2 protein-coding genes are annotated in these 1,630 nt (G+C 34.9%); both read left to right on the forward strand.

Going from position 1 to position 1,630, the window contains the following annotated elements; genetic code table 11:
• The first annotated feature begins 99 nt into the window (after nt 1-99).
• Complete coding sequence (gene xerA / locus DW183_RS12355) at nt 100-1,077, forward strand: site-specific tyrosine recombinase/integron integrase (protein ID WP_118282728.1); 978 nt, start codon at nt 100-102, stop codon at nt 1,075-1,077.
• Nucleotides 1,078-1,088: 11 nt separating this feature from the next.
• The coding region (locus DW183_RS12360) for a restriction endonuclease subunit S (RefSeq protein ID WP_118282731.1) at nt 1,089-1,630 on the forward strand (542 nt) is incomplete at its 3' end.

A 1,630-nucleotide genomic window follows, 5' to 3' on the forward strand; every position in this document is an offset into this window, starting at 1 on the left:
TAAATTATTGTTTATATATAGCCCATAACTCTCGCGGGTGGCGGGAATTAATATTGGGAACCCACCCGGAGTTGTTCTCTTCAGTAAAGGAGAACAATTATGAATCAAGAAATTATTAGGGATGTTGTTCAAGAAATGATGCCATTTCTTGATAATGCTCAGGCTGAAAAACTACAAAAAATTTTGACTAAGGTCCTTGCGCATTATGAGTCTGGAATTATCAATGAAGAAATAGATAAGACGGATTACGTTGATTTGTTTCTTGCTGCAAAGCGAATTGAAGGGTGCTCGGAAAAATCTCTAAAATATTATGAAAAAACAATATGCGCCATGCTTGATACACTAGGAAAAAACGCCAAGCATGTGGTCACTGATGATATAAGAACGTATTTGACTGAATATAAAGATAAACGAAACTCTAGCAAGGTCACAATTGATAATATTAGGCGAATTTTGTCTAGTTTCTTCACTTGGTTAGAGGATGAGGATTATATCTTGAAAAGTCCTGTACGTCGCATTCATAAGGTAAAGACGACGAGCAATGTTAAAGAAACTTATTCAGATGAAGAACTGGAATTAATGAGAGATAGTTGTGATGAAATTAGAGATTTAGCAATGATTGATTTGCTAGCTTCTACCGGAATGCGCATTGGAGAAATGGTTCTTTTGAATCGTAGTGACATTAATTTCCGGGAAAGAGAATGTATTGTTTTCGGTAAAGGAAGTAAAGAACGTGTTGTTTACTTTGATGCTCGGACCAAGGTGCATTTACAAAATTATCTGGACAGTAGAAAGGATGATAATCCTGCGCTGTTTGTTTCATTGCGAGAGCCAAATGAACGTCTACAGATTGGTGGAGTGGAAATTAGATTGAGAGAATTTGGCAGAAAGCTTGGAATGAGAAAAGTACATCCACATAAATTTCGACGAACATTAGCTACGATGGCGATAGATAAAGGAATGCCGATAGAACAGTTACAACAGCTACTAGGGCATAAAAAGATAGATACTACTTTGCAGTATGCAATGGTTAAACAAACGAATGTTAAAATGTCGCACAGAAAATATATAGGATAGGAGATGATTATATGTCAGAGAGATGGAGGACAATAAGTGTTTCTGAATTAGGGAAAATAGTTACAGGAAAAACACCAAAGACATCAGTTGAAGAATACTTTGGAGGTGAAATTCCGTTTTTAACTCCGTCAGATGATATGGAATCAAAATGGGTGAATAAAACTGCTAGGTCTTTAACTGAAAAAGGTCTAGAAAAGGTAAAAAATAATCTTATACCTGCGAAATCGGTATGCGTTAGTTGTATTGGTTCTGATTTGGGAAAAGTCACAATGACAACAAGGTCCACGGTAACCAATCAGCAAATTAATTCTATAATTGTTGATGAGTTAAATTTTGATGCAGATTTTGTATATTACTCAATGAAACAATTGGGCAAAATATTAAATTTTCATAGTAAAACATCAACCGCAGTACCTATAGTAAATAAAAGTACTTTTTCACAGTACGAAATATCTGCGCCTGATATAGACGAGCAAAGGCGTATATCATCTATTCTTTGTATGATAGACAATAAAATAGAGAACAATAAAAAGATAAACAATAATTTAGCGGC

It is taken from the genome of Roseburia sp. AM16-25 (assembly GCF_003473825.1).
GTDB lineage: Bacteria > Bacillota > Clostridia > Lachnospirales > Lachnospiraceae > Pararoseburia > Pararoseburia lenta.

Excerpts from the sequence above, each read along its gene's own strand:
- xerA (WP_118282728.1), top strand. The coding sequence starts at position 100 with ATGAATCAAGAAATTATTAGGGATGTTGTTCAAGAAATGATGCCATTT.